This is a genomic window from Arthrobacter sp. BE255 (assembly GCF_031457335.1).
GTDB lineage: Bacteria > Actinomycetota > Actinomycetes > Actinomycetales > Micrococcaceae > Arthrobacter.
In genome coordinates, this window is record NZ_JAVDWK010000002.1 from 172,981 (window position 1) to 178,040 (window position 5,060).

At 66.7% G+C, this 5,060-nt stretch carries 5 protein-coding genes; 1 reads left to right on the forward strand and 4 read right to left on the reverse strand.

Features of this window, described 5'->3' with window-relative positions:
• Positions 1 to 15: 15 nt before the first annotated feature.
• The 4 genes from J2X42_RS04155 to J2X42_RS04170 all read right to left on the reverse strand — a co-directional run bounded on the left by J2X42_RS04155 (position 16) and on the right by J2X42_RS04170 (position 3,850).
• Complete coding sequence (locus J2X42_RS04155) at positions 16 to 1,020, reverse strand: LacI family DNA-binding transcriptional regulator (RefSeq protein ID WP_310162502.1); 1,005 nt, start codon at positions 1,018 to 1,020, stop codon at positions 16 to 18.
• 105 nt (positions 1,021 to 1,125) lie between these two features.
• Positions 1,126 to 1,701 carry an HhH-GPD-type base excision DNA repair protein gene (locus tag J2X42_RS04160; RefSeq protein ID WP_310162504.1) on the reverse strand — a complete coding sequence of 192 codons (576 nt, stop codon included), beginning with the start codon at positions 1,699 to 1,701 and terminating at the stop codon, positions 1,126 to 1,128.
• Between the two features lie 58 nt (positions 1,702 to 1,759).
• Positions 1,760 to 3,286, reverse strand: coding sequence for an alpha-N-arabinofuranosidase (locus J2X42_RS04165; RefSeq protein WP_310162506.1), 1,527 nt, complete (start codon positions 3,284 to 3,286; stop codon positions 1,760 to 1,762).
• Positions 3,287 to 3,415: 129 nt separating this feature from the next.
• Positions 3,416 to 3,850 (reverse strand): SRPBCC family protein, encoded by a 435-nt coding sequence (locus tag J2X42_RS04170; RefSeq protein WP_310162507.1) that lies wholly within the window; start codon positions 3,848 to 3,850, stop codon positions 3,416 to 3,418.
• A 402-nt stretch (positions 3,851 to 4,252) separates the two neighbouring features.
• Between J2X42_RS04170 and J2X42_RS04175 the strand changes: the two genes are divergently transcribed.
• Complete coding sequence (locus J2X42_RS04175) at positions 4,253 to 5,050, forward strand: GAF and ANTAR domain-containing protein (protein ID WP_310162509.1); 798 nt, start codon at positions 4,253 to 4,255, stop codon at positions 5,048 to 5,050.
• The last annotated feature ends 10 nt before the right edge of the window (positions 5,051 to 5,060 follow it).

The following is a 5,060-nucleotide window of genomic DNA, read 5'->3' on the forward strand; positions in this document are numbered from 1 at the left end:
ACCGGCTTTCGAGACCTACGGTGCCGACTCGCGGACCTTCAGCACAAATCCGGCTTCGACATGCACACCGTCGTCAGCCGATTCCAGCCCCTCGATCCGGTCGATCAGCAGCCCGATGGACCGCTCGGCAATCTCATCCATTCCCGGCGACACGGTGGTCAGCGACGGCGACGCGAACCGTGCCTCGTCGATGTCGTCAAAACCTGCGACGGCCACGTCCTGCGGGACTTTCACGCCGCGGACCAGCAGTTCGTGCATCGCGCCCAGGGCCAGGGCATCGTTGAGGCCAAACACGGCATCGAACGGGATGCCGGCATCCAACAGGCCCGCGACGGCGGCAGCCCCTGAGTCGCGCCGCCACTCTCCGGGGGCCACAAGGGCAGGGTCAAAGGCCACCCCGGCGTCGTCGAGGGCCTTCCGGTAGCCGTTGAGCCGCAACCCGGCTGTGCCGGCGGACTCCCCCGGATAGGCACCCACCACGGCGATCCGACGGCGGCCTGCCGCCAGCAGGTGGGCGGTGACCGCGGTGGCGGCTTCCTCGTTTTTCATGGTGACCAGGTCGAACCGCGGGTCCACGATGTGCTCGCCGAGCAGCACAACGGGCTTGGTGCCGCGGCGGGCGGCGACGGCGTCGGCCTCCATGGCGATGGGCGTGAACAGCAGGCCGTCGGTCAGCTGCCGGAACGGGCCCTGCAGGGCGGTGAGTTCGGTGTCGGCGACGGCCCCGGACTGCTCCACGAGGACGCGGTAGCCGCGCCGGGAGGCCACGGTCATCAGCCGGGACGCCAGTTCCGCGTAGTACGGCGCGGACAGATCGGACAGGACCAGGCCCAGCATGCGCGTTTTCCCGGAACGCAGGCTCCGCGCGGTCAGGTTCGCTTCATAGCCCAGTTCCGCGATGGCGTCGTGGACGCGCTGCTTGGTGGCCGGCCGGATGAACTCATAGTCGTTGAGCACATTCGAGACCGTTTTCAGCGATACACCCGCGGCGCGCGCAACGTCGTTCATGGTCACTGCCATCGGTGCTTCATTCTCCTTGCGAATCCGTTTCCGTACATCGTTGCAGATAATGCCGCAACCGGAACAACCCGCCGTCGTAACAGCCCCGTGGCCGGCCCCGCCGGATCAGCCTTTCGCGGCTTTGGCGGCAGCCTTGGCCGCCTGCTTCGACGCCCGGACCTTGACGAGGGACTCCGGGCTTACGATGTCCGCCACTGAAAGGAAGGCATCCTGATCACCGTAGTGGCCTGCGGCCTCGCGCCAGCCCGGCGCCTCCAGCCCGCGCTGCTTGCCGAGGAGTGCCAGGAAGATTTTTGCCTTCTGTTCCCCGAAGCCCGGGAGCTGCTGCAGGCGGCGCAGCACTTCCTTGCCGTCGGGTTCCCCCTTGGTCCAGATCAGCGTCGCGTCGCCGTCCCAGTCGTTCTGGACCGTCTCAGCAAGCGCCTGGACGCGGCCGGCCATGGAGCCGGGGAAGCGGTGCACTGCGGGCCGTTCCTTGAAGACCTCCACGAAGGCCTGCGGTTCGTACTCGGCCACGGCGGCGGGCGTGATCGACCCGATGCGGGCCCGGATTTTCTCCGGGCCCGCAAAGGCGGATTCCATGGTCACCTGCTGGTCCAGCAGCATGCCGGTCAGGAGCGCGAACGCGTCATCGCTGAGGAGTTTGTCGGCAGCCGGGTCACCGGTGATGTGCAGTTCCATGGCCCTTATCTTTCCACCAACCGGCCGCCCGCGTCATGGCCGGGGGATCGCGTCCGGCCTAGGACTCCAGTGCCAGGCGGATCATGGACCAGGACACCGCCGGCAGTTCCGCGGTGAGCCGGCCGCCGTCGGCCTTGACGCTGACGTTCTGCGCGGGCAGGACGGACGTTGAGTCATCGGCGGTTGCCTGCCAGTACGGATCCTTGTTGGCGTAGGTGATTGCTTCGATGACCTTGACGTTGCCCAGCCCGGCGACGGCGGCGTCCAGCGTGAGTGCGTCAGTCGCCGAGCGGTTGACGGCGAAGACCACTGCCTCGCCGTTGTCGGCGTCGAGGGTTGCCACGGCGGACAGCGCGGTGAAGTCGGCGGTCTTGCCGCCGCTGACCAGCGGGGATTCGACGGCGAGCTGCAGCACGGTTCCGGCGGCGTGCCGGGACGTCAGCGCGAACGGGTGGAAGGTGGTCTGCTTCCAGGCCCGGCCGCCGGGTTCGGTCATGATGGGCGCGATGACGTTGACGAGCTGCGCCAGGCTCGCGGAGTGCACCCGGTCCGTGTTGCGCAGCAGCGTGATGAGCAGATCACCGACGACGACGGCGTCGGCCACCGTGTAGATGTCCTCCAGCAGGACGGGGGCCACGGGCCAGTCCTGGCCACTGGGTGCCTTGGACTCGCCGCGGCTCATGTGCCACACATTCCACTCGTCGAAGGAGATGTTGACCTGCTTGTCGGACTTCTTCACCGACTTCACGTGGTCGATGTGGGACACGATGTCGCGGATGAAGGAGTCCATCTTGTGTCCGGCGGCGAGGTGTTCCTGCAGGTCGCCGAAGTCCTCGAAGTACTGGTGCGCCGAGACGAGGTCCACGAGGTCGTAAGTCTCCGTCAGGACCACGCGCTCCCACTCGCCGAACGTGGGCATGGTGGGTCCGGAACTGCCGCAGGCCACCAGTTCCAGGTCCGGATCGATCATCCGCATGCCGCGGGCGGTGTCAGCGGCGAGCCGGCCGTATTCGAGGGCGTTCTTGTGGCCGATCTGCCACGGGCCGTCCATCTCGTTGCCCAGGCACCACATTTTGATCCCGTATCCACTGTCGGCGCCGTTGGCCTTGCGCTGATCGGAGAAGGCGGTGCCGCCGTCGACATTGCAGTATTCCAGCAGGTCCAGGGCCTCCTGCGCGCCGCGGGTGCCCAGGTTGACGGCCATCATGGTTTCGACGCCGGCCTTGGCGGACCACTTGGCGAACTCGTCCACGCCCACCAGGTTGGGGTCCGTGGAGTGCCAGGCCAGATCCAGGCGGGCGGGGCGCTGCTCCACCGGGCCCACGCCGTCTTCCCACCGGTAGCCGGAGACGAAGTTTCCACCCGGGTACCGGACCGTGGAGACGCCAAGCTCGCGGGTCAGCTCCAGCACGTCCGTCCGGAAACCGTCCTCGTCCGCCGTCGCATGCTCCGGCTCGAAGATCCCGGTGTACACGCAGCGGCCCAGGTGTTCGACGAATGCGCCGAAGGTCCGGCGGCGGACCGGCCCCACGGTGAAGGACGGGTCGATGGTGACCTTGGCGGCGGCTGACTCTGATGTGCCCACGAAAACTTCCTCGTTTCTAGTTTTGTACAACGTTATAGAAATCAATTGTTAGCGTTGACAGCACGGTGAGTCAAGGACTGTTCGGGTGGTGGTTCCGGCCGCTGCGGTGAAGGCCGCGGCCGTGGGGACCTAGCCGGCTTCCACTGCCGATTTCAGGCTGGAAAGCTGGGCAACCTCGGACTGCATCGTCTTGGTGATGAGGCCGTCAAGCACCTTCATGAGTCCAGCCGGCTTGAGGTCCAGGGTGAAATGGACTGTGGTCCGGCCATTGTCCTCGGTGAGCCGGTAGCTTCCTTCCGGCCGGGCCGGGCCGGCAATGACCTGGAAGGCGAGCGTTTTTCCGGGGTCCGCGGTGGTGATCCGGTAGTCGCCCTGGATGGGCCGGCCGCGAGGGCCTGTCAGCGTCTGGCTGTATACGGCGCCTTCCGCGCCCGCGGCACCACTGGCCAAAGCGATGTCCTTGACCCCCGGGCGCCATTTTGTGTTGTTCAGGCCATCCGCGAGGAAGGCATAAACCTCAGCCGCGGACCGGTCGATGGTGATCTCATTTTCGGCGTGTGCCATGGGGTGCCTTTCAACGCGTCAGGACTGGTCGAACGCTCCCGAGCATACGGTCAGCCAGCCTGCTGTACTACGCGGCACGGCCAAAACCTGAGTACTCCACACCAAAACCAAGTACTACCTAATCTGAAAAACGAGTACTGATTACCCGTTCTCTCCGGTGCCGCCGGGAACTACCTTCAACTGAGAGAACGAAGGTAATTTGCTCACTTGGGGGTGTGAGGAAGGGAATGCGAGCAGGACCCGAATATTGCGGCTTCCCGGCCTCCAGGACCGGGGCAGTAAGCGGGGCCGGCGACGAGGAGGTCTTTGAGACCAAGGCCTCTCCCCCAGCCGTCGCCGGCCCTTTCTTCGCGCCGTCCGCTCCTCCGTACACCACTCCGCCCGGAAGCTGCTGACCTGGCCATGAACAGCCAGTGCACGCCGTCCCCGGCCCCGATCGATGGGGCGGAAATACCCCGCGGCGCCGTCGACCTCCCGGGAACGGACGACCTCCGGGACGGGATTTTGCTCGACCTCGTGACGGGCAGCCAGAACCTCGAGGAGTCACTGGACACGCTGGCCCGGATGGCCGGGGCAACGCTCAGCCAGGCCGCGGGCGCCACCGCCGACTGCGCCGTAGTGGTGTCCGCCGGCAAGCACACCACCGTGGCGGGGACGGCCGGCCACCCACACGCGCTGGCCTCGAGGGAACTGGAACTGGGCGAGGGCCCGCTGACTGATGCCCTGGCCACCGGACTTCCCGTGGCGGCAAACCACCTGGCCACGGATTTCCGCTGGCCCCAATACAGGCGCCTCGTGAGGCCCGCCGGCTATAGGAGCGTCCTGGCGGTGCCGCTGCAGCTGGACGACGGCGCGCAGTCGGCCTTGGCGTTTTTTGCCGCAAGGACGGCGGCATTTCCGCAGGCCGTGGTCGCCGCCGCCCTCGTCTTTGCGGACCTCGCATCGCGTAGCCTCAGGCTGGTCCTGGAGCTCCGGGAAGCCCGGACGTCCGCGGCCGATCTCCGCTCGGCACTGGAGAGCCGGACCTCCATCGACATCGCCTGCGGGGTGGTCATGGCGCAGAACAGGTGCTCCTACCGGGAGGCGTTCGGCATCATCTCCAAAGCCTCCAGCCACCGGAACATCAAGCTCCGCAAAGTGGCAGAGGACATCCTGGACAACCTCCCGGAGGGCGCGCCCCGCACCCACTTCGACCACTGAGCCAGGAGTC